Origin of the sequence: Streptomyces sodiiphilus, from assembly GCF_039529215.1 — a bacterium.
Lineage (GTDB): Bacteria > Actinomycetota > Actinomycetes > Streptomycetales > Streptomycetaceae > Streptomyces > Streptomyces sodiiphilus.
On record NZ_BAAAMJ010000029.1, the window covers coordinates 114,876 to 135,784 of the forward strand.

Below are 20,909 nucleotides of genomic sequence, written 5' to 3' on the forward strand. Positions count from 1 at the left end.
TCGCCTTCCCCGCCTCCGGGGCGACGGCGGTCAGGCCGGAGCCGCCGCCGGGCCGGAGGGCGCGGGAGCGGGGACCGGGCCGGAGAGGGCCGAGCGGCACAGCCGGGCGTAGGTGCCCCCCGCGGCCAGCAGTTCGGGGTGAGTGCCGCGCTCGGTGACGCGCCCCGTCTCCATGACCACGATCTCGTCGGCCTCCCGGACGGTGGACAGCCGGTGTGCGATCACCAGGCAGGCGCGGTCCCGGCGCAGCGCTGTCATGGCCTGCTGCACGAGGAGCTCGGTGCGGGTGTCCACCGAGCTGGTCGCCTCGTCCAGGACGAGGACGGCCGGCCGGGCCAGGAAAGCCCGCGCGATGGTCAGCAGCTGTTTCTCCCCCGCACTGAGCCCGCCGCCGTCCTCGTCCAGCTCCGTGTCGTAGCCGTCCGGAAGGGTGCGGATGAAGGGGTCGGCGCAGGCGGACCGCGCCGCCGCGACAATGTCCTCGCGCGAGGCGCCCTCGGCGCCGTAGCCGATGTTCTCGGCCACGGTCCCGGCGAACAGCCAGGTGTCCTGGGAGACCACCCCGATGTGGCGGCGCAGCTCCGTCCGGGACATGGTGCCGATGTCCGTGCCGTCCAGAGTGATCCGGCCGCCGGACGGCTCCTCGAAGCGCAGGAGCAGGTGGGCCAGGGTGGACTTGCCGGCTCCGGTCGGCCCGACCACGGCCAGTGTGCGGCCGGGGGCGAGCGTCGCGCGGACCCCTTCGATCAGCGGCACGTCCGGGTCGTAGCGGAAGGAGACGTCCTCGAACCGGACGTGTCCGCGCACCGTCGCGGGCCGGCCGGCGGGGACGGGGCCGGGCCGCTCCTCCGGGGCACCGAGCAGCTCGGAGATCCGCCGGGCCGAGGCCACGCCGGACTGCACCAGGTCGGCGTAGGCGGCCAGCTGCGCGACGGGCTGGTTGACCTGGAGGGTGTACTGGACGAACGCCTGGATGCCGCCCACCGTCATGGTCCCCGAGGCGATCCGCAGCCCGCCCAGCACGGCGATCAGCACATAGCCGGTGTGGCCGAGGAAGGTGGCCGCCGGCTCGATGATCCCGGAACGGAACTGTGCGGCGAAACCGGCCCGGCGGACGGCCTCGTTGTGCCCGGCGAAGACCTCGGCCGCCTCGCGCTGCCGGCGGTGGAGCACCACCAGGGCATGGCCGGTGTACATCTCCTCGGCATGCGCGCCCAGCCGTCCGGTGGCCTCCCACTGCTCGGCGAACCGCGGCTGTGCGCGCCGGCCGAGCACCCGGATGACCACGGCGGACAGGACGACCGTGCCGAGGGCGACCAGGGTGAGCAGCGGCGAGATCCACAGCATCGCGGCCATCGCGCCCAGCACGGTGAGCACCGCGGCGATCAGTCCGCCCAGCGCCTGCTGCAGGGCCTGGGCGAGATTGTCGATGTCATTGGTGATCCGCGACAGGACGTCGCCGCGGGACTGCCGGCCGAGGTCCCGCACCGGCAGCCGGGTGAGCTTGGCGGCGCAGCGCCCGCGGAAACGGCGGGCGGTGTGCTGCGCCACCCGCACGGTGAGCCGGCCCCGGAGGAAGGCAAGGAACACGGACGTCGCCACCAGGCCGCTCACCACCAGCAGCGCCCGGGCCACGGCGGGGTAATCCACTCCCTGGCCCCGCGCGCCGGTGAGAATCCGGTCGGTCACCGCGCCCAGCAGCAGGGGAACCAGCAGCGTCAGCCCGACGGTCGCAACGCCTGTGGCCACCACGGCCGCGAGAGCCCACCGCTCCTGCCGCATCTCGCGCAGCAGCCACCGGACCGTTCCGCCACGAGGGCGCGAGAGGGCATCCGGTCGGGTGCGCGTGCCGTCTGCGCTCATGGTGTCTCCTCGACGTTCTGGGACCGGGCGATCTCCCGGTAGACGGCGTTGTCCGCCAGAAGCTGTGCGTGGGTGCCGGAGCCGACGACCCGCCCGCGGTCGAGCACGAGGATCCGGTCCGCGTGCCGCACCGTGTGGACGCGCTGGGCCACGACGACCACGGAGGCACCGCACAGCGCGTCCGCCAGGGCGTCGCGCAGAGCGGCCTCGGTGGTGGCGTCGAGCGCGGAGAAGGGATCGTCGAAGAGGCAGATCGCGGGGCGGGCGACCAGCATCCGGGCGACGGCCAGCCGCTGCCGCTGCCCGCCGGACAGGTTGCCGCCGCCCTGGGTGACGGAGGCGTGCAGGCCGCCTGCGGCGGCGACGAACTCGCGTGCCTGCGCGGTCTCCAGGGCCTGCCACAGCTCCCGGTCGGTGGCGCCTGGGCGGGCGGTGCGCAGATTGGAGGCGATCGTTCCGGAGAACAGATGGGCCCTCTGGGGGACGTAGCCGACGGTCGCCGCCAGGACCGCCGGGTCGAGTTCCCGGACGTCCACACCGCCCACCCGGACCGTGCCGCCGGTGGGGTCGGCGAACCGGACGACCAGGTCGAGCAGGGTGGTCTTGCCCGCCCCGGTGGGCCCGATGACCGCGGTGATCCGGCCCGGCCGGGCCGTGAGGTCCACCCCGTGCAGCACCGGCCGTGCCGCGCCGGGATGGGAGAAGCCCACTCCGCGCACCTCCAGGTGCCCGGGTTCCGGCATGCGGGTGACCGGGGCGGAGGGCGCGGGGAGGGCCGGTTCGGTGTCCATGACCTGCGAGATCCGCTGGGCGGCGACGGCCGCCCGCGGGACCATGAGCAGGGCCAGCTGGGCGAGCACGACGGCCTGGAGGATCTGCATCAGGTAGTGCAAAAAAGCGATCAGCGAGCCGGGCTGCATCGCGGCGGCGTCGATCCGGTGCGCGGCGAACCAGAGCGCGAGCACCGCGGCCCCGTCCAGGAAGAGCATCATCAGCGGCTTCATGAGTGCCGCCAGCCGTCCCAGCCGCAGCGCGGTGTCCGTGAGTTCGTCGTTGGCGTCGGCGAACCGGCGTTGCTCGTACGGCTCGCGGGCGAACGCGCGGATGACCCGTTGTCCGGTGATCTGCTCCCGGGCGAGCCGGGTGATGCCGTCGACGCGGAGCTGAAGGGCCCGGGAGAGCGGGGCCATCCGCACCATGACGACGGCGAGCGTCCCGACCAGCAGCGGCAGCACGGCGATCAGCAGGAGGGACATCGGGGCGTCCTGACGCAGGGCCAGCAGGACGCCGCCGACGCCCATCACCGGGGCGGTGACCATCACGGTGAGGACGAGCAGGACCAGCGACTGGATCTGCTGGACGTCGTGGATGGTCCGGGTCAGCAGGGAAGCCGGGCCGAAGCGTGCCAGCTGGTGGACGGACAGGCGCTGGGCGGCGCCGAAGACTTCCGCGCGCAGGTCCCGGGAGAGCGCCGCGGCGATCCGTGCGCTCCAGAACACCGCCGCCAGGGTGGAGAGCACCTGCACGGCGGTGACTGTGAGCATCACGGCGCCGGTCCCGATCACGTACCCGGTGTCACCCCGGGCGACGCCGTGGTCGATGAGGCCGGCGTTGAGAGTCGGCAGCCAGAGGGTGGTGAGGGTCTGGAGAAGCTGGAGCAGCAGGACAGCGAGGATCTGGCCCGTGTACGGGCGGAGCCGGGTGCGAAGTAAGCGGATCAGCACCCGGGCAGTATTACGCGCCTCAGTGGCAGTTGGCAACGAGTAGCGTTTTCTCCCGCCTTCCGGCTGGCTAGGCTGGCCGGTGTGACGACCGACACCCCGCCCGCCGGCCTCCCGTTGCGCGAGCGCAAGAAGTGGCGCACCCGCCACACCCTGGTCGGCACGGCCCTGCGGCTGTTCCGGCAGCACGGCTTCGCGGAGGTGACGCTCGACCGGCTCTGCGCCGAGGCGGAGGTCTCCAAGCGGACCTTCTTCCGCTACTTCGCGTCCAAGGAGGACGTGGCACTGCACGCGGAGGCCGAACTGCAGGAGGCCTTCGCCCGCCGGCTCGCGGCGGCGGCGGCCGAAGGGCCGCTCCTCGGCGTGCTGCGCGCGTCCCTGATCGCCGCCATCGAGGAGCAGAGCTCCTCCTGGGAGGAGCGTTTCATCGCGGGCCGCTACCTGGCCGCGCGGACTCCCGGACTGCGCGACCACTCGACGCTGAGCTGGTACGCAGCGCAGTCCCGCGTCGTCGAGGCCCTGGAGGAGCGCCTCGGCGCGGACGGCCGGGAGGACGTCCGGCTCCGGATGCTGGGCGAGTTCGCGCTCGCGGCCTGGCGCTGCGGGGTCCGCAACTGGGTCGCCAGCCGGGGACACGGCCACGGCAACCGCCCGGGCCACGGCGGGCGGCCCGAGCTGGTCCGCCGGATCGAGGAGGCCTTCGACGCCCTCCCCGCCGCCGTGGCCCTCACCGCAGACACCGTGCACCGCCCGCCCCCGGCGCTCTGAGCCACGCCTCCTTGAGCCGCAGCGCGCGAGGCGGCAGGGCCGTGACGCGTGACACACGCCGGGAGCGGGCAGGGGGATGGCCAGAGGATTACCGGCGGGTTACTCTGCTCATCAGAGCGGAATCCCGCTCAGGCGGCCTGGTGACGCAGCCGCCCGGAGTGCCGTCGGTCCGGCGCTCCTCGTACAGCACGGCAGGACCCCGGGGACAGGGTCCGCCGCACCAACCGGCTCGCGCCCGTGTGCGCGGCCACTGCTGACGTCACCCCTGGAGTCCCGTGATGGACCGTCCCTCGTTCCCCGTTCTCCCCACTGTCGCCGTGATCGGTCTCGGCACCCTGGGCACCGGCATCGCCGAAGTTCTCGCCCGTTCCGGCCGTGAGGTCATCGGCATCGACACCAGCGACGCCGCCGCCCGGCGGGCCACCGCCGCGCTGGAGGCATCCACCGCCCACGCCGTCGAGCGCCAGAAGATCACCACCCAGCAGCAGCAGGAGATCCTCACCCGCTTCCGGACCTTCACCGACCTGCAGGCCGCCGCGCAGGCCGACCTGGTCATCGAGGCCGTGCCCGAGGACTACGCGCTCAAGCTGGAGGTCCTCACCGCGCTGGACAAGATCGTGGCGCCGACGGCCGTGCTGGCGACCGGCACCAACGCGCTGCCGGTCACCCGGCTCGCCGCGGAGACGGCCCACCCCGAGCGCGTGGTGGGCCTGCAGTTCTTCCACCCTGTCCCGGTCATGAAGCTCGTGGAGATCGTCTCCTCGGTGCTGACCTCGCCGCAGGTCGTCGACTCCGTCACCGAACTGGTCCGCGACCTCGGCAAGGAGCCGCTGGCCACCGGCGACCGGCCCGGGTTCCTCGTGGACGGGCTGCTGTTCGGCTACCTCAACCAGGCCGCCGCGATGTACGAGGCCCGCTACGCCACCCGCGAGGACATCGACGCGGCGATGCGGCTGGGCTGCGGCCTGCCGATGGGTCCGCTGGCCCTGCTCGACATGATCGGCATCGACACCGCGCGCACCGTCCTGGACGCCCTCTACGAGCGCTCCGGGGACCGCCTGCACGCCCCCGCGCCGATCCTGAAACAGCTCAGCGAGGCCGGGATGACCGGCCGCAAGGCCGGCCGGGGCTTCTACACCTACGCCGGGGACAGCGGGTCCGACCAGGCACAGGTCGTGCCCGACGAGCTCACCCCGGACGCGGGCCGGCAGCCGGCCGGAGCACGGCCGGTGGAGCTCGTGGGCGTGGTCGGCTCCGGCACGATGGCCTCCGGCATCGCCCAGGTCTTCGCCGCCTCGGGACACCGGGTGGTGCTGGTCGCGCGGAGCCTGGAGAAGGCCGGGACGGCCCGCAAGCGGATCGCCGGTTCGCTGGACCGGGCCGTCGCCAAGGGCAGGATGCGGGCCGAGGACCGGGACGCCACGATGGAGCGCATCACCCCGGCCGACAGCCAGGACGCCCTGGCCGAGGTGGATCTGGTCGTCGAGGCCATCGCCGAGGACCTGGCGATCAAGCAGGAGCTGTTCGCCAACCTGGACCGGGTGTGCAAGCCCGGTGCGGTGCTGGCCACCACCACCTCCTCGCTGCCGGTGATCGCCTGCGCCACGGCGACCTCCCGCCCCGAGGACGTCATCGGCATGCACTTCTTCAACCCCGCCCCGGCGATGAAGCTCGTCGAGGTGGTGCGGACCGTGCGCACCGGCGACGAGGCACACGCCACCGTGCACGCGGTCTGCGCGAAGATCCGCAAGCACGCGGTGGACTGCGGCGACCGGGCGGGCTTCATCGTCAACGCGCTGCTGTTCCCGTACCTCAACAACGCGGTGAAGATGGTGCAGGAGCACTACGCGACGCCCGACGTCATCGACACCGCGATGAAGCTGGGCGCCGGCTACCCGATGGGCCCCTTCGAACTGCTCGACGTGGTCGGCCTGGACGTGTCACTGGCCATCGAGGACGTGCTGCACAAGGAGTTCCGCGACGAGTCGCTGGCGCCCGCCCCGCTGCTGCGCCAGCTGGTCGACGCCGGATGCCTGGGCCGCAAGACCGGCAGGGGTTTCCGTGAGTATGCCCGTCGCTGAGGCATGCGTTACGTTCCCTCCATGGCCTCGCCCATGAAGACCGCCCGCCCCCAGCCCTCCTCGCAGCGCCTGAAGGTCCGCCGCCAACTCGCGGCGGCCGCAATGGAACTGTTCGCGACCAAGGGCTACGCCGCCACGACGGTGGACGAGATCGCCGCCGCGGCCGGCGTGGCCCGCCGGACCTTCTTCCGGCACTTCCGGTCCAAGGAGGAGGCGATCTTCCCCGACCACGACGACACCCTGGTGCGCGCCGAGGCGGTCCTGGAGGCCGCCCCGCCGCACGAGAACCCGGTGGACACCGTGTGCCGCGGGATCAAGGAGGTCATGCGGATGTACGCGGCCTCCCCCGCGGTCTCGGTGGAGCGCTACCAGCTGACCCGGGAGGTGCCCGCCCTGCGGGAGCGGGAGATCGCCTCGGTCGCCCGCTACGAGCGGCTGTTCACCCGGTACCTGCTGGGCCAGTTCGACGAACACTCCCCGCACAACGGGGACGAACCGCTGCTCGCCGAGGTCGCCGCGTCGGCGGTGGTGACCGCGCACAACCATGTGCTGCGGCGCTGGCTGCGCGGCGGCGGGAAGGGCGACGTGGAGGCGGAGCTGGACCGGGCCTTCGCCATCGTCCGGCGCACCTTCGGCTCGCTCCCGGCGCCGCCCGGGGGCGGGCCGGGCGCCCCCGGCACGGGCGGCGAGGTGGTGGTGACGGTGGCCCGCACCGACGCTCCGCTGGAGAGCGTGCTGCACACCATCGAGCAGGCGCTGCGCCCCGAGGCCCAGCCCCGCTCCTGACCCCGCCCGGCGTTCCGGACACCGCCCCGGCCCCACGGCACCCGGTGCCGGACGGCGGCCGCACGCTCCGACCCGCCGCTCCCCGCAGACGCCTGCACCGACGGGGGCTCCCCAGCACCCGGGGAGNTCCCGTGTGAGCTGGGCCATTGCCGCGCGGGCAGGCGGGTGACCTGCCGCACCTTCCGCGCTCATCCGTGTCGACGAGATGACAGCTGAGCGAAATTGTTGGCACTGAGTGTCTTGCGGGCTGGCACGCCGTGCCATAACGTGTGCGGCATCCGGGCGCTGTCCCACCGGGTTCCCCCCGGGCGTTCCGGATGCCTGCGTCACAGGCACCCGCGCTACCGCGCGCAGCCGCGTACCGCCGCCGGACCGACGGCACAGCAGTTCCGTACCCGACCTGTCGTCCCTCAGCGCTTTCCGCGCACCGCACCTCGCCGGAGGCATCACCGTGAAGCACATCCTGGATGCGATCACCTCGCCGGACAGCACACCGCAGGACATCACCGCACTGTCGCTGCCCGAGTCCTACCGGGCCGTGACGGTGCACAAGGACGAGGCCGAGATGTTCCAGGGCCTTCCCAGCCGCGAGAAGGACCCCCGCAAGTCGCTGCACCTGGACGAGGTGCCGGTGCCCGAGCTCGGCCCGGGTGAGGCCCTGGTCGCCGTGATGGCCAGCTCGGTCAACTACAACTCGGTGTGGACCTCCATCTTCGAGCCGGTGCCCACCTTCGGCTTCCTGGAGCGCTACGGCCGTCTCTCCCCGCTCGCCAAGCGCCACGACCTGCCCTACCACGTCATCGGCTCCGACCTGGCCGGTGTCGTGCTGCGCACCGGTGAGGGCGTCAACGCCTGGCAGCCCGGCGACGAGGTCGTCGCGCACTGCCTGTCCGTGGAGCTGGAGTCCTCCGACGGCCACAACGACACCATGCTCGACCCCGAGCAGCGGATCTGGGGCTTCGAGACCAACTTCGGCGGCCTCGCCGAGATCGCCCTGGTGAAGACCAACCAGCTGATGCCCAAGCCCAGGCACCTCACCTGGGAGGAGGCGGCCGCCCCCGGGCTGGTGAACTCCACCGCCTACCGGCAGCTGGTCTCCCGCAACGGCGCCGGCATGAAGCAGGGCGACAACGTGCTGATCTGGGGCGCCAGCGGCGGCCTGGGCTCGTACGCCACCCAGTTCGCGCTGGCCGGCGGCGCCAACCCGATCTGCGTCGTCTCAAGCGACTCCAAGGCCCAGATCTGCCGGGACATGGGCGCCGAGGCCATCATCGACCGCAACGCCGAGGGCTACAAGTTCTGGAAGGACGAGAACACCCAGGACCCGCGCGAGTGGAAGCGCTTCGGCAAGCGCATCCGCGAGCTCACCGGCGGCGAGGACGTCGACATCGTCTTCGAGCACCCCGGCCGCGAGACCTTCGGTGCCTCCGTCTACGTCACCCGCAAGGGCGGCACCATCGTCACCTGCGCCTCCACCTCCGGCTACATGCACCAGTACGACAACCGCTACCTGTGGATGAGCCTGAAGCGGATCATCGGCTCGCACTTCGCCAACTACCGCGAGGCCTGGGAGGCCAACCGCCTCATCGCCAAGGGCAAGATCCACCCCACGCTGTCGAAGACCTACAGCCTGGAGGAGACCGGCCAGGCCGCCTACGACGTGCACAAGAATCTCCACCAGGGCAAGGTCGGCGTCCTCGGCCTGGCACCCCGCGAGGGCATGGGCGTCAGCGACCCGGAGATGCGCGCCAAGCACCTGGACGCCATCAACCGGTTCCGTGCCACCGAGGACGGCGCCACCGGCGAGGCCACCCGTGGGTGACCGCCGGAAGGACCGCCCCTGGCTCATGCGGACCTACGCCGGCCACTCCACGGCCGAGGCGTCCAACGAGCTGTACCGGCGCAACCTCGCCAAGGGCCAGACCGGGCTGTCCATCGCCTTCGACCTGCCCACGCAGACCGGCTACGACCCCGACCACGTCCTCGCCCGCGGCGAGGTCGGCCGGGTCGGGGTCCCCGTCTCCCACCTGGGCGACATGCGGCGGCTGCTGCAGGACATCCCGGTCGAGAAGATGAACACCTCGATGACCATCAACGCCACGGCCATGTGGCTGCTGGCGCTCTACCAGGTGGTCGCCGAGGAGCAGGGCGCCGACCCGGGCAAGCTGCAGGGCACCACCCAGAACGACATCGTCAAGGAGTACCTCTCCCGGGGCACGCACGTCTTCCCGCCCGGCCCGTCGCTGCGGCTGACCACGGACATGATCGCCTACACGGTGAACCACGTCCCCAAGTGGAACCCGATCAACATCTGCAGCTACCACCTGCAGGAGGCCGGCGCCACGCCGGTCCAGGAGATCGCCTACGCCATGTCCACCGCCGTCGCGGTGCTGGACGCGGTGCGCGACAGCGGGCAGGTGGAGCCGGAGCGGATGGGCGACGTCGTCGGGCGCATCTCGTTCTTCGTCAACGCCGGCGTGCGATTCGTCGAGGAGATGTGCAAGATGCGGGCCTTCACCCGCATCTGGGACGACCTCACCCGGGAGCGCTACGGCGTGACCGACCCCCGGCAGCGCCGCTTCCGCTACGGCGTGCAGGTCAACTCCCTCGGGCTGACCGAAGCGCAGCCGGAGAACAACGTGCAGCGCATCGTGCTGGAGATGCTGGCCGTCACGCTGTCAAAGGACGCCCGCGCCCGCGCCGTGCAGCTGCCGGCCTGGAACGAGGCGCTGGGCCTGCCCCGGCCCTGGGACCAGCAGTGGTCGCTGCGCATCCAGCAGGTCCTGGCGCACGAGAGCGACCTGCTGGAGTACGAGGACATCTTCGCCGGCTCGCACGTCATCGAGGCCGAAGTCGAGTCGCTGACCTCCTCGGCACTGGCCGAGATGGAGCGCATCGAGGAGATGGGCGGCGCCATGGCCGCCGTCGAGTCCGGCTACCTGAAGTCCGAGCTGGTCGCCTCGCACGCCCGCCGACGGGCCAGGATCGAATCCGGCGAGGAGAAGATCGTCGGGGTCAACTGCTACGAGTCGACCGAGCCCAGCCCGCTCACCGCGGACCTGGACACCGCCGTGATGACGGTGGACCCGGCCACCGAGGCCGCCGTCGTCGCCGCGCTGGGCCGCTGGCGCGACGGCCGGGACGAGGCGCGCGTGCACCAGGCACTGGGCGACCTGAAGAAGGCCGCCGCCGGTGACACCAACCTGATGGCGCCCACCCTGGAGTGCGCCCGGGCAGGCGTCACCACCGGCGAGTGGGCCTGGGCCCTGCGGGAGGTCTTCGGCGAGTACCGGGCCCCCACCGGGGTCGGCGGCGCACCGGTCGCGGTCTCCGCCGAGGACGGCGGCCCGCTGGCGGACGTCCGGCAGCGGGTGCGGGCCACCGCCGAGGAGATCGGTTCCGGCAAGCTGCGGCTGCTGGTGGGCAAGCCCGGTCTGGACGGCCACAGCAACGGCGCCGAGCAGATCGCCGTGCGGGCCCGGGACGCCGGCTTCGAGGTCGTCTACCAGGGCATCCGGCTGACCCCCGAGCAGATCGTCTCGGCCGCCGTGGCCGAGGATGTGCACTGTGTGGGGCTGTCCATCCTCTCCGGCTCGCACGCAGAGCTGGTCCCCGACGTCCTCGACCGGCTGCGGGCGGCCGGCGCGGGCGACATCCCCGTCATCGTCGGCGGCATCATCCCCCCCGCCGACGCCCGGGCGCTGCGCGCCGCCGGAGTGGCGGCCGTCTTCACGCCCAAGGACTTCGGTATCACGGAGATCATCGGCCGTATCGTCGACGAGATCCGCCTCGCGAACAAGCTCGACCCCCTGGAGGTCACCGCATGACCGTCAACCGGCTGCGCCCCCGCCGCTCCTGCCTGGCCGTTCCCGGCAGCAACCCGCGCTTCCTGGAGAAGGCTCAGCAGCTCCCCGCGGACCAGGTCTTCCTGGACCTGGAGGACGCCTGCGCCCCGCTGGCCAAGGAGGGCGCCCGGCACACCATCGTGGAGGCGCTGAACGAGGGCGACTGGACGGGCAAGACCCGGGTCGTGCGGGTGAACGACTGGACCACGCACTGGACCTACCGCGACGTGATCACCGTGGTGGAGGGCGCCGGTCCGAACCTGGACTGCATCATGCTGCCCAAGGTGCAGGACGCCCAGCAGGTGCAGGCCCTGGACATGCTGCTCACGCAGATCGAGACCACGATGGGCTTCGAGGTCGGGCGGATCGGTATCGAGGCGCAGATCGAGAACGCCAAGGGCCTGGTGAACGTGGACGCCATCGCGGCGGCCTCGCCCCGGCTGGAGACCATCATCTTCGGCCCGGCCGACTTCATGGCCTCGATCAACATGAAGTCCCTGGTCGTGGGCGAGCAGCCGCCCGGCTACCCGGCGGACGCCTACCACTACATCCTGATGCGCATTCTGATGGCCGCCCGCAGCCACGACCTGCAGGCGATCGACGGCCCGTACCTGCAGATCCGCAACGTGGACGGCTACCGCGAGGTCGCCGGGCGCGCAGCGGCGCTGGGCTTCGACGGCAAGTGGGTGCTGCACCCCGGGCAGGTGGAGGCCTCCAACGAGATCTTCTCCCCCTCCCAGGAGGACTACGACCACGCCGAGCTGATCCTGGACGCCTACGCCTGGTTCACCTCCGAGGAGGGCGGCAAGAAGGGCTCGGCGATGCTCGGCGACGAGATGATCGACGAGGCCAGCCGCAAGATGGCGCTGGTCGTCGCCGGCAAGGGGCGCGCCGCGGGCCTGAAGCGGACCACGAAGTTCGAGCCGCCCGCCGACTGAGCCCGCCCCCGCCCCGTCCGTTTCTTTCGCCCCGGAGTCGATCCATGCAATTCGGCCGCACCTATGAAGAGTTCACCGTCGGTGACGTGTACAAGCACTGGCCCGGAAAGACGGTCACCGAGTACGACGACCACCTCTTCTGCCTGCTCACCATGAACCACCACCCGCTCCACCTGGACACGAACTACGCGGAGCGGACCACCGACTTCGGCAAGAACGTCGTCGTCGGCAACTACGTGTACTCCCTGCTGCTGGGCATGTCGGTGCCCGACGTCTCCGGCAAGGCCATCGCCAACCTGGAGATCGAGTCGCTGCGGCACATCGCGCCGACCTTCCACGGCGACACCCTCTACGGCGAGACCACCGTGCTCGACAAGACGCCCTCCCGGTCGAAGTCCGACCGCGGCATCGTGTACGTGGAGACCCGCGGATACAAGCAGGACGGCACCGTGGTCTGCGTCTTCCGGCGCAAGGTGATGGTGCCCACCGCCAGCTACATCGAGGAGCGCGGCGGCGAGCAGCCCGGCCGCCCGGAGCCGCGCGAAGCCCGGCAGAAGGAGAAGTGACATGGGCCGTCTGGCGCAGACCGAAGGGCTCACGGAGATCCAGCGGGAGATCCTGAGCACCGTCCGTGCGTTTGTCGACAAGGAGATCCTGCCGGTCGCCACCGAGCTGGAGCACCGGGACGAGTACCCCAGCGACATCGTGGCCGGACTGCGGGATCTCGGGCTGTTCGGCCTGATGATCCCCGAGGAGTACGGCGGCCTGGGCGAGTCGCTGCTGACCTACGCCCTGTGCGTGGAGGAGATCGCCCGCGGCTGGATGAGCGTGTCGGGCATCATCAACACGCACTTCATCGTGGCGTACATGCTCCAGAAGCACGGGACCCAGGAGCAGAAGGACCACTTCCTGCCCCGGATGGCCACCGGCGAGGTCCGTGGCGCGTTCTCCATGTCCGAGCCGGGCCTGGGGTCGGACGTCTCCGCCATCACCTCCAAGGGCGTGCGCGACGAGCGGACCGGCGAGTACGTGCTCACCGGCCAGAAGATGTGGCTCACCAACGGCGGCTCCTCCACCCTGGTGGCGGTGCTCTGCCGCACCGACGAGGGCCACCCCGAGGGCACCGCCCCGCACAAGTCGATGACCACCTTCCTGATCGAGAAGGAGCCCGGCTTCGGGCAGGTCCGGGAAGGCCTGACGATTCCCGGCAAGATCGACAAGATGGGCTACAAGGGGGTCGACACCACCGAGCTGATCATGGACGGTCTGCGGCTGCCGGCCGACCGGGTGCTCGGCGGGACCACCGGGCGGGGCTTCTACCAGATGATGGACGGCGTGGAGGTCGGCCGCGTGAACGTCGCCGCCCGCGGCTGCGGCGTGGCCCAGCGCGCCTTCGAGCTCGGTGTCAGCTACGCCCAGCAGCGGCACACCTTCGGCAAGCCGATCGCCCAGCACCAGGCCATCCAGTTCAAGCTGGCCGAGATGGCCACCAAGGTCGAGGCGGCGCACGCCCTGATGGTCGGCGCGGCGCGGAAGAAGGACTCCGGTCAGCGCAACGACCTGGAGGCCGGGATGGCGAAGTACCTGGCGTCCGAGTACTGCAAGGAGGTCGTCGAGGACGCGTTCCGCATCCACGGCGGCTACGGCTTCTCCAAGGAGTACGAGATCGAGCGGCTGTACCGGGAGGCCCCGATGCTGCTGATCGGTGAAGGAACCGCGGAGATCCAGAAAATGATCATCGGGCGGCGACTGCTGGAGGAGTACCGCGAGCAAGCGTGACATGTCCCCCTTCGGGGGGACACCCGCCCGCGGGGAAAACACCGCCCGGACGAGGTGCGGGAACCCGACCCGCCTGCTGTCTTGCCGAATTGCCGCCGAAAGCCGATAGCATTCCTGGTAGCCGCACCACTGTGCAGGTGCGGCTTCCTCCGCTACGAAGGTCTTCCATGCCCCACCGCTCCTCTCCCGAAACACAAGGCCGAGTCCGTCTTGCGCGCGGTGCGTCCCCCTGGCTGCTGCCGACCGTCGCGACCGCGGCCGTGAGTCTGGTGAAGGCTCGCCGCTCCGGACGCTGGGCCGCTGCCGCCGTTCCCGCCACCGCGCTGGCGGCGGGCATGCTGTGGTTCTTCCGCGACCCCGACCGGGACCTCGGCCGGGGCCGGGTCATCTCCCCGGCCGACGGCGTGGTGCAGTCGATCATGCCCTGGCACGACGGCCGCACCCGGGTCGCGATCTTCATGAGCCCGCTGAACGTCCACGTGAACCGCGCCCCGGTGGCGGGCACGGTCAGCTCCGTCGAGCACATCCCCGGCGGGTACGTACCGGCGTTCAACAAGGAGAGCGAGCACAACGAGCGCGTCGTGTGGCGCTTCGACAGCGAGCTGGGCGACCTGGAGATGATCCAGATCGCCGGCGCGGTGGCCCGGCGCATCGTTCCCTACGTGCCCCAGGGCTGCAAGGTCGAGCAGGGCGAGCGGATCGGTCTCATCCGGTTCGGCTCGCGGGTGGACGTCTACCTCCCCGAGGGCATCGAGCCGGACGTCGAGGTGGGGCAGACCACGACCGCAGGGGTGACACGCCTTGACCGTGATTGACCGGAACACCCGGAGCTGGGTGGACGAGGCCGAGGACGACGACGAGATGCCGCTGTCCATGCGGCTGTCGATAGCGGACACCCTCACCCTCGCGAACGCCACCTGCGGCTTCCTGGCCGTCTACTTCACGACGACCGGGGTGCTCATCCCGCACCTGACCGGCAGCGGGGACGTCGGCGTGGTGCGCAACAACGCCGCGACCGCCGTGCTGCTGATGCTGCTGGCCTCGGTCTTCGACCTGTTCGACGGGCTGGTGGCGCGCAAGCTGCGCAGCTCGCCGATGGGTGCCGAGCTGGACAACCTCTCCGACCTGATCAGCTTCGGCCTGGCCCCCGCCTACTTCGTGCTGGTCTGGGGCATGGTGGTGGGGAGCGTGCACGAGCCGCTCTCGGCGCTCGCCGCCATCGTGGTACTGCTGGCGGTCGTGCTGCGGCTGGCGCGGTTCTCCTGCGTCACCCTGCGCGACGGCATCTTCCAGGGCATGCCGAGCCCCTTCGGTGCCCTCACGGTCGTGTCGATCGTGCTGCTGGAGCTGCCGTTCGTCCCGACCCTGCTGGCCATTCTCGGTGTCGCCTGGCTGATGGTGAGCCGGGTGGAATATCCCAAGCCGCGGGGCACCCTGGCCATCGCGATGCTCGGCTGGATCGTGATCAGCATGGGCATGCTGACGGCCTGGGCGTTCGACGCGCCCGGCGGCGAGCTGATGCTCCAGACCGGCTGCTCCCTGCAGGTCGTGCTCGGTGCGGTGATCCCGCTGTTCGCCACCGCCCGGCGGGTGAACGCGTTCCGCGGCCACCGCCGCGAGGCCCGCGCCGCCGCCCAGTCCTGACACGTCCCGGGCCCGCCCCGGACAGCCATCCCGCGTCCCCGCCACCCCCCGGTGGCGGGGACGCGGTGCGTCCGGGGACCCCCGGGCGCCCGTCTCCCCCAGGCCGCCGCTTCCCGGGACCGCCGCGGCCCCGGCCACCCGCCCCCGTGTCCCGAGGAGGTCCGCGCACCGGGTCCGGCGGGCAGCCGGCGAGGGAGGAGGCGGGCCCCCGGAGCCGTTCCCCTCCTGAGCCGGGGCGGACCCCCTGCACGGCCGGCCACGGCCCGGGGTGCCCTCGCCGGGACCGGACTGCCGGCCACGGCGGCTGTTCCCCGGCTCGTCGTGGCCCCCGGAAGGCCCCGGGCAGCCGACGGGCCCCGGCAGCCGGAAGGCCCGCGAGCCGGAAGGCCCACGGGCACGGGAACGGCCGGGCCGGGGGACGCACACCCCCCGGCCCGGCCGGGTCTCACGGAATCCGCGCGGTCACTCCCGGCTGAAGCTGCCGGTCATGTCCGAGGCGAACGCCTCCCGCACGACGACGGTGCCGCCGGGCACCGAGTCGTCCGGCTTGGTGATGAAGCTCTCCAGGGAGGACGGCGCCTCCGGGTCGGAGAAGTTGTGCACGATGCCGAAGCCGTTGTCCACGCTCTCCTGCGACAGCATCGCGTCGGCGATGCCCTCACGGGTGAGGTCCTCGTTGTCGCAGGCGACCTGCAGGGCCTCGCCGAACAGCGAGATGGCGTTGTAGCCGGCGACCACACCGCTGTCCAGCACGGCGTCGGGGTACTCGGCGGAGTAGGTCTCGGACAGCGCCTGGGGACCGTCCTCCTCCGATCCGATCGGGAGCGCCGGGATGGCGATGTAGAACTCGTTCATCAGCGCGGGGCCGACGTCCGTCGCCAGCAGCTGCGGGGCGAAGGCCGAGTTGTTGCCGATGATCGGCACGTTCAGGCCACCCGCCGCGGCGACACCGGCGACCGAGGCCGCCTGACGCGGGCCGGCGCTGACGATGATCGCCGACGCGCCTGCCCGGCCGAGGGCACCGACCTGGGCGGTCATGTCCTCGTCGGTGGGCTTGATCATCTGCTCGACCACGGTGAGCCCGGCCTCCTCGGCGGCGTGCCGGGAGCCCTCCAGGGCGTTCTCGCCGTAGTCGCCCTCGAAGTAGATGTGACCGATGGTGTCGCCTTCTTCGATGCCCTTCTCCGTCATCAGGAAGTCGATGGCGTTGATCGTCTCGTAGTCGTAGGTGGTGCCGATCATGTGGATGTACTTGCTGCCCAGCAGCGAGGCGGACCACGCCTGCGGCAGGACCACGACCTCGTCCTGCTCGTCGATGCGCTCCTTCACCGCGGTGACGTAGGGCGAGCCGATGAACTGGACGAAGGCCAGCACCGAGGGCTCCAGCTCGGTGTAGGCGGATATCGCCTTCTCGGCCTCGTAACCGTGGTCCCGGACCTCCAGCTTCAGCTGACGGTCGCAGATGCCGCCGGCCTCGTTGGTCTCCTTGACGTACAGCTGCTGGGCCTGCGTGATGCTGGCGCCGAGCGTGGCGTACGGACCGGTCATGTCGGTCAGCGAGCCCAGGGTGATGGTGTCGTCGGTGACGCCGATGTCGGTGGCGATACCGCCCTCGTCACCGCCGCCGCCGTCGCCCTTGCCGGTCTCCTCCGCCTTGCTGCTGCAGGCGGTCAGAGCCAGGGCCAGAGCAGTGGCTGTCGCCACCGCGGCTGTCGTGGACTTGCGCTGTCTGATCACGTCGGAACCTCCATGTTCCTCGACGATTCTGCTCTGGCTTTGATTCGTGCCGCTCTTCGCGCGCGAAGGACGGCCGGCAGGCGTACCAGTCCGCCCGGCAGGAACAGCACCGCCGTTACCACGGCGGCACCGTAGAGATATCGGGACGCCTCTCCGGGCGCCAGTCCCCCGCCGGTCCCCGGCTGGGAGACGAGCGGAAGTGCCTCGCTGTACTTGGTCAGCACCTGCGGCAGCAGGGACACGAAGAACGCACCCAGCATGGCACCGCCGACCGACCCGAGACCGCCGATGACGATCATGGCCAGGTATTCCAGGGCCAGGATGATGCCGAAGTAGCTCGGCACGGTGCGCTGGAAGACCAGCGCCAGCAGCACCCCGGCCAGCCCCGCGTACATCGAGGAGAGCACGAACACCCATCCCCGGTACCGGGCCACCGGGACCCCCATCACGCCGGCGGCGATGCGGTGGTCGCGGATCGCGTTCATCGCCCGGCCGGGACGCCCGGCCAGCACGCCGCGGGCGAACAGCGCGCCCAGCGCCAGCATCACCAGTCCGACGTACCAGAGCTTCTCCATCGCCTGGAACGGCACTCCGCCGACCAGCACCCGGGTGTTGTCGAAGCTGAGGCCGAAGACCTCCAGGGTCGGCACCGACCGGCCGTTGTAGCCGCCGGTCAGGTCGTGGGCGTTGAACAGCACGTGCTGGCCGATGAAGATCAGGGCCAGCGTGGCGATGCCCAGGTAGGCGCCGCGCAGCCGCCCGGCGATCGGGGAGAACAGTCCGCCCGCCGCGCCGGCGAGCAGCACGGCCATGACGATCGCCACGAGGGGCGGCAGGCCCCAGCCGACCAGCTGACTGTCCGGGTCGCCGGCGAAGACGCAGTACCCGTAGGCGCCCAGGGCCAGGAAGAAGGCGTGGCCCAGGGACAGCTGGCCGGTGGATCCGGTCAGCAGGTTCAGTCCGATGGCGCCGATGGCCGCGGCCATCGCGAACAGCCCGGCCTGCAGCCAGAACCGCTCCAGGTAGAAGGGGAGGATCAGCAGCAGGACGCTGAGGCCCAGCCAGGCCGCCGCCTTCATGCCCTGCGGGCTGCGCAGGTAGGCCACCAGGCCCTGCGGGCTCCGCAGGGAGGACAGTGTCATGGGCTCAGACACGGGACAGCTCCCTCGTTCCGAACAGCCCGGCCGGCCGTGCCAGCAGGACCAGGATCATCACCAGATACGGGGCCATCTCGCCGACACCGTTGCCCATGAAGGACAACTCGCTCGAGTAGCCGGTGGCCATCGCCTCGGTGATGCCGACGATCAGCCCGCCGACCAGCGCACCGGTCGTCGAGTCCAGGCCGCCGATGATCGCCGCGGGGAACGCCTTCAGGGCGACCTCGCCGGTGTCCCGGTCCAGCCCCGCGGTGGGGAAGATCGACAGGAAGAGCGCGGCCACCGCCGCGAGGGCACCGGCCACCGCCCACGCCGAGGCCGACACGACACCGAGCCGCACGCCCATCAGCGCCGCGGTCTCCCGGTTCTCGGCCGCGGCCCGCATGGCCACGCCCCAGCTCGTGTAGCGGAAGGCCAGCAGGAAGAGGCCGATCAGCGCGGCGGCCGTGACCAGCGCCGCGAACCGTGTCTGCGGGACGGTGAGCGAACCGATGGTCACCATCTGGTTGCCCCACGGGTCGCCGTAGCTGAAGATCCGCGGGCCGATGCGGCGGGCCAGTTCGGTGAGCAGGAAGATGTCCACACCGATGGTCACGATCGCCAGGACGCTGTGGTCATGGCCCCGGTACCGCCGGATCACCAGGTACTCCAGGGCCACGCCCAGGGCGGCCGCGCCGGCGATGCCCACCAGCAGTCCGCCCCAGAAGCCCACGGTGTCCTGCGCGACGACGGCGAAGTACCCGCCGGCCAGCAGCAGCGAGGCGTGGGCGAAGTTCACCACCTCGGTGGACTTGAAGATGATCACAAAACCCAGTGCGATCAGTGCGTAGACCGATCCGAGCGAAACGCCGACCAGCAGCAGTTCCAGGAAGGTCGTCATGAGATATGCCCCGTCTCTCCGTTCTCACCGAGGTACGCGCGCACCACATCGGGGTCGTTCTGCACCTGCGCGGGAGTTCCCTCAGCGATCTTGCGGCCGAAATCCAGTACGGTGACGGTGTCGGCGAGCCGCATCACCACACCCATGTCGTGCTCCACCAGCAGCACCGAGATGCCCAGGCTGTCGCGGACCGAGGAGATCACCCCGGCGGTGTGCTGGCGCTCGCTCGGCGTCATGCCGGCGATCGGCTCGTCCAGCAGCAGCAGCTCGGGCTCCATGCACAGCGCCCGGCCGAGCTCCACCAGCTTCTGCAGCCCGTAGGGCAGCACTCCGGCCGGGTGGGCCAGGTACGGCTCCAGGCCGAGGAAGGCGGCGATCTCCCGCATCCGGTCCCGGTGCAGTGCCTCCTCCCGCCTGGCGGACGGCAGCCGCAGTCCGGTGGCCACAAAGCCCGACGTGGTGAGCCGGTGACGGCCCAGCAGCAGGGTGTCGGCCACGGTGACGTGCGCGGACAGGGCGATGTTCTGGAAGGTCCGGGCGACCCCGAGGTCGGCGATCGCGTTCGAACTGCACCGGGTCAGCTCCTGCTCGCCCAGTCGCACGCTGCCCTCGCTCGCCCGGTACACGCCGGACAGCACGTTGAAGCAGGTGGACTTGCCGGCCCCGTTGGGGCCGATCACGGCGTGGATGGAGCCCGGGGCGACGGTGAAGGAGACCTTGTCCAGGGCCGTCAGGCCGGCGAACCGCACCGTGAGATCCCTGACCTCCAGCGGCTGCGGTGCCGGGGCGGTGCGCTGTTCGGTGGTGGTCAAGCGACCCACCTCCGCAGCACCGGACGCTCGGCTTCCTCCGCGATGCCCGCCTCCGCGTCCGCGGCGGCGTCCTCGTCGGCCACGCCCAGGTAGCGCCGGCGCACCTCGTCGGAGGCGGCCAGCTCCGCCGCGTCGCCGGCGACGGCCACCGTGCCGGTCTCCAGCACACAGGCGGTGCTCGCCAGGCGCAGCGCCAGGGCGGCGTTCTGCTCGACCAGCAGCACCGAGGTGCCCTGGGCGTTGATCTCCCGGATGGTGTCGGCGATCCGCGCCGCCATCATCGGTGCCAGCCCCAGCGACGGCTCGTCCAGCAGCAGCAGCTTGGGGCGGGCCATCAGTGCCCGGCCCATGGCGAGCATCTGCTGCTCACCACCGGACAGCAGTCCGGCCCGCTGGTGGGCCCGGTCGGCCAGCACCGGGAAGAGCTCGTGGACCCGGGCGAGCGACTTCTGCGCGGCACCGCGGCCGCCGGCCGCACCGAGCAGCCCGGCCCGCAGATTGTCCGCCACGGTCATCCGGGCGAAGACCTGCCGGCCCTCGGGCACCTGCACCACACCCGCGGCCACGATCTGGGCCGGGGTGCGGCCGGTCAGCCGCTGCTCTCCGAACGTGATGCTGCCGGCCGTGACCGCGCCTCCGTGAAAGCGCATCGTGCCGGAGATCGCCCGGAGCAGCGTCGACTTGCCTGCCCCGTTGCCACCGAGCACGGCCGTCACCGCGCCCTGCGGCACATCGACCGATACGGCGGCCAGAGCCCGCACCGGACCGTAGTCGGCACGCAGCTCCCGCACCTGCAATACGGCGGCCACCATTGACCGTCCCCCTTTCGCCGGGAAGTGAGGGCCACCCCAACACCGCGCCGGACCGTCGTCCATGGTCAATGGGCGAATCGCTGCTG

General features: G+C 71.4%; 17 protein-coding genes. 10 read left to right on the forward strand and 7 right to left on the reverse strand.

Annotated features, from left to right (window positions below):
* Positions 1–30 precede the first annotated feature (30 nt).
* Both ABD299_RS14135 and ABD299_RS14140 read right to left on the reverse strand, forming a co-directional pair.
* Entirely contained in the window at positions 31–1,863 is a 1,833-nt protein-coding gene (locus ABD299_RS14135) for an ABC transporter ATP-binding protein (protein ID WP_344262156.1), read from the reverse strand.
* The gene (locus ABD299_RS14140; RefSeq protein ID WP_344262158.1) at positions 1,860–3,587 is read right to left on the reverse strand and encodes an ABC transporter ATP-binding protein; all 1,728 of its coding nucleotides are present in this window, start codon (positions 3,585–3,587) and stop codon (positions 1,860–1,862) included. The genes ABD299_RS14135 and ABD299_RS14140 overlap by 4 nt, the downstream gene beginning before the upstream one ends.
* Before the next feature lie 81 nt (positions 3,588–3,668).
* On the opposite strand from ABD299_RS14140, the gene ABD299_RS14145 reads away from it, so the two are divergent.
* From ABD299_RS14145 to pssA, 10 genes are all read left to right on the forward strand, one after another.
* Entirely contained in the window at positions 3,669–4,352 is a 684-nt protein-coding gene (locus ABD299_RS14145) for a TetR family transcriptional regulator (protein ID WP_344262160.1), read from the forward strand.
* 278 nt (positions 4,353–4,630) lie between these two features.
* Complete coding sequence (locus ABD299_RS14150; RefSeq protein WP_344262162.1) at positions 4,631–6,433, forward strand: 3-hydroxyacyl-CoA dehydrogenase family protein; 1,803 nt, start codon at positions 4,631–4,633, stop codon at positions 6,431–6,433.
* A gap of 3 nt (positions 6,434–6,436) precedes the next feature.
* Positions 6,437–7,219, forward strand: a complete 783-nt coding sequence (locus ABD299_RS14155) for a TetR family transcriptional regulator (RefSeq protein WP_425581331.1) — start codon at positions 6,437–6,439, stop codon at positions 7,217–7,219.
* A 445-nt stretch (positions 7,220–7,664) separates the two neighbouring features.
* Positions 7,665–9,041 carry a crotonyl-CoA carboxylase/reductase gene (gene ccrA, locus ABD299_RS14160; RefSeq protein WP_344262203.1) on the forward strand — a complete coding sequence of 459 codons (1,377 nt, stop codon included), beginning with the start codon at positions 7,665–7,667 and terminating at the stop codon, positions 9,039–9,041.
* Positions 9,034–11,046: a protein meaA gene (locus ABD299_RS14165; protein ID WP_344262166.1), complete on the forward strand. Its 2,013-nt coding sequence runs from the start codon at positions 9,034–9,036 to the stop codon at positions 11,044–11,046. The genes ccrA and ABD299_RS14165 overlap by 8 nt, the downstream gene beginning before the upstream one ends.
* Entirely contained in the window at positions 11,043–12,002 is a 960-nt protein-coding gene (locus tag ABD299_RS14170; protein ID WP_344262168.1) for an HpcH/HpaI aldolase/citrate lyase family protein, read from the forward strand. The genes ABD299_RS14165 and ABD299_RS14170 overlap by 4 nt, the downstream gene beginning before the upstream one ends.
* Before the next feature lie 44 nt (positions 12,003–12,046).
* A complete protein-coding gene (locus tag ABD299_RS14175) occupies positions 12,047–12,568 on the forward strand; it encodes a MaoC family dehydratase (protein WP_344262170.1) in 522 nt (173 codons plus the stop codon).
* A 1-nt stretch (position 12,569) separates the two neighbouring features.
* Positions 12,570–13,781, forward strand: coding sequence for an acyl-CoA dehydrogenase family protein (locus ABD299_RS14180; protein WP_344262172.1), 1,212 nt, complete (start codon positions 12,570–12,572; stop codon positions 13,779–13,781).
* A 167-nt stretch (positions 13,782–13,948) separates the two neighbouring features.
* Positions 13,949–14,596, forward strand: a complete 648-nt coding sequence (locus tag ABD299_RS14185) for a phosphatidylserine decarboxylase (RefSeq protein WP_344262174.1) — start codon at positions 13,949–13,951, stop codon at positions 14,594–14,596.
* The gene (pssA, locus tag ABD299_RS14190; protein WP_344262176.1) at positions 14,583–15,425 is read left to right on the forward strand and encodes a CDP-diacylglycerol--serine O-phosphatidyltransferase; all 843 of its coding nucleotides are present in this window, start codon (positions 14,583–14,585) and stop codon (positions 15,423–15,425) included. Before ABD299_RS14185 ends, pssA begins: the two co-directional genes overlap by 14 nt.
* Before the next feature lie 462 nt (positions 15,426–15,887).
* Here the strand turns inward: pssA and ABD299_RS14195 are convergent, their stop codons facing one another.
* The 5 genes from ABD299_RS14195 to ABD299_RS14215 are packed head-to-tail and all read right to left on the reverse strand — an operon-like array spanning position 15,888 to position 20,823.
* On the reverse strand, positions 15,888–17,162 hold the full coding sequence (locus tag ABD299_RS14195; RefSeq protein WP_344262178.1) for an ABC transporter substrate-binding protein: 1,275 nt from the start codon (positions 17,160–17,162) through the stop codon (positions 15,888–15,890).
* Positions 17,159–18,304: a branched-chain amino acid ABC transporter permease gene (locus tag ABD299_RS14200; RefSeq protein WP_425581334.1), complete on the reverse strand. Its 1,146-nt coding sequence runs from the start codon at positions 18,302–18,304 to the stop codon at positions 17,159–17,161. Before ABD299_RS14200 ends, ABD299_RS14195 begins: the two co-directional genes overlap by 4 nt.
* 4 nt (positions 18,305–18,308) lie before the next feature.
* Entirely contained in the window at positions 18,309–19,199 is an 891-nt protein-coding gene (locus ABD299_RS14205) for a branched-chain amino acid ABC transporter permease (protein ID WP_344262180.1), read from the reverse strand.
* The gene (locus tag ABD299_RS14210; protein WP_344262182.1) at positions 19,196–20,011 is read right to left on the reverse strand and encodes an ABC transporter ATP-binding protein; all 816 of its coding nucleotides are present in this window, start codon (positions 20,009–20,011) and stop codon (positions 19,196–19,198) included. Before ABD299_RS14210 ends, ABD299_RS14205 begins: the two co-directional genes overlap by 4 nt.
* Positions 20,008–20,823: an ABC transporter ATP-binding protein gene (locus ABD299_RS14215; protein WP_344262184.1), complete on the reverse strand. Its 816-nt coding sequence runs from the start codon at positions 20,821–20,823 to the stop codon at positions 20,008–20,010. Before ABD299_RS14215 ends, ABD299_RS14210 begins: the two co-directional genes overlap by 4 nt.
* Between the last annotated feature and the right edge of the window lie 86 nt (positions 20,824–20,909).

Excerpts from the sequence above, each read along its gene's own strand:
- ABD299_RS14180 (WP_344262172.1), top strand. The coding sequence starts at position 12,570 with ATGGGCCGTCTGGCGCAGACCGAAGGGCTCACGGAGATCCAGCGGGAG.
- ABD299_RS14150 (WP_344262162.1), top strand. The coding sequence starts at position 4,631 with ATGGACCGTCCCTCGTTCCCCGTTCTCCCCACTGTCGCCGTGATCGGT.
- ABD299_RS14185 (WP_344262174.1), top strand. The coding sequence starts at position 13,949 with ATGCCCCACCGCTCCTCTCCCGAAACACAAGGCCGAGTCCGTCTTGCG.
- ABD299_RS14200 (WP_425581334.1), bottom strand. The coding sequence starts at position 18,304 with ATGACACTGTCCTCCCTGCGGAGCCCGCAGGGCCTGGTGGCCTACCTG.
- ABD299_RS14175 (WP_344262170.1), top strand. The coding sequence starts at position 12,047 with ATGCAATTCGGCCGCACCTATGAAGAGTTCACCGTCGGTGACGTGTAC.
- ABD299_RS14155 (WP_425581331.1), top strand. The coding sequence starts at position 6,437 with ATGCGTTACGTTCCCTCCATGGCCTCGCCCATGAAGACCGCCCGCCCC.
- ABD299_RS14170 (WP_344262168.1), top strand. The coding sequence starts at position 11,043 with ATGACCGTCAACCGGCTGCGCCCCCGCCGCTCCTGCCTGGCCGTTCCC.
- ABD299_RS14135 (WP_344262156.1), bottom strand. The coding sequence starts at position 1,863 with ATGAGCGCAGACGGCACGCGCACCCGACCGGATGCCCTCTCGCGCCCT.
- ABD299_RS14205 (WP_344262180.1), bottom strand. The coding sequence starts at position 19,199 with ATGACGACCTTCCTGGAACTGCTGCTGGTCGGCGTTTCGCTCGGATCG.
- ABD299_RS14215 (WP_344262184.1), bottom strand. The coding sequence starts at position 20,823 with ATGGTGGCCGCCGTATTGCAGGTGCGGGAGCTGCGTGCCGACTACGGT.